Source organism: Vibrio sp. D173a, from assembly GCF_030248475.1.
On sequence record NZ_JAHGAH010001110.1, the window covers coordinates 1 to 706 of the forward strand.

Genomic DNA, 706 nt, shown 5'->3' on the forward strand with positions numbered 1-706 from the left:
CTCGACGGTGCCAAGCAATACCGAGACTGGCGCATCGCTAATGGATTATCAGAATCACTAGCGTCAAAACAAACACGTAATCCAGATATCAGTAAGCTGGTTGGTGCAAGTCATGTTTACCTGTTTGGTAAAGATCCTTTGAGTACCCAAGATGTAAAAGACTGGTGGGGACTAAAAGAATGGTACTTTGAACGCTCTAAGCTCAACATATCCGAGGAAGCTCAGCGCGAACTAGCCACTTTATCCAAGGGGAAGGACTGGTTGAGCCAATACCACAAACAGTTGCTGTTGGATTCGATTAGCCAATCACTAAAAAGCTTATACCCCGTCGCATGCCCTACACTGGCTGATAACACGATTGAGGCACAATACATCGCAGCGCAAAGCAGAAAAAAATGGTTGTCTGAACATGCGTCTTCGTTTCTTAACTCACCAGACTCTTGGGGACAAGCCTTATCATCCGGCATGGTCGATAATCTAAATAACGCCGGATTGAACAAACTTTGGTTGGGCTTTGATAACTGGATGCCTGCCTTTTATCAACCAAACGCGGTCGAGCTAGCCAAACAATCTGGTTACTTGGTTGGGACTTACGACTCCTATAACACCGCAATACCGGCTCAATTAAATGACAGTTGGTTAACCGCCCAGCTACCAGATCCAATACGAATAACATGCGCAATTGAACAAGCTGATGGGGCATTGA

At 45.6% G+C, this 706-nt stretch carries 1 protein-coding gene; it reads left to right on the forward strand.

Annotated features, from left to right (window positions below; translation table 11 throughout):
* Positions 1-706: glycoside hydrolase (locus KIV40_RS31640; protein ID WP_285353276.1), on the forward strand; the 706-nt coding region annotated here is incomplete at both ends.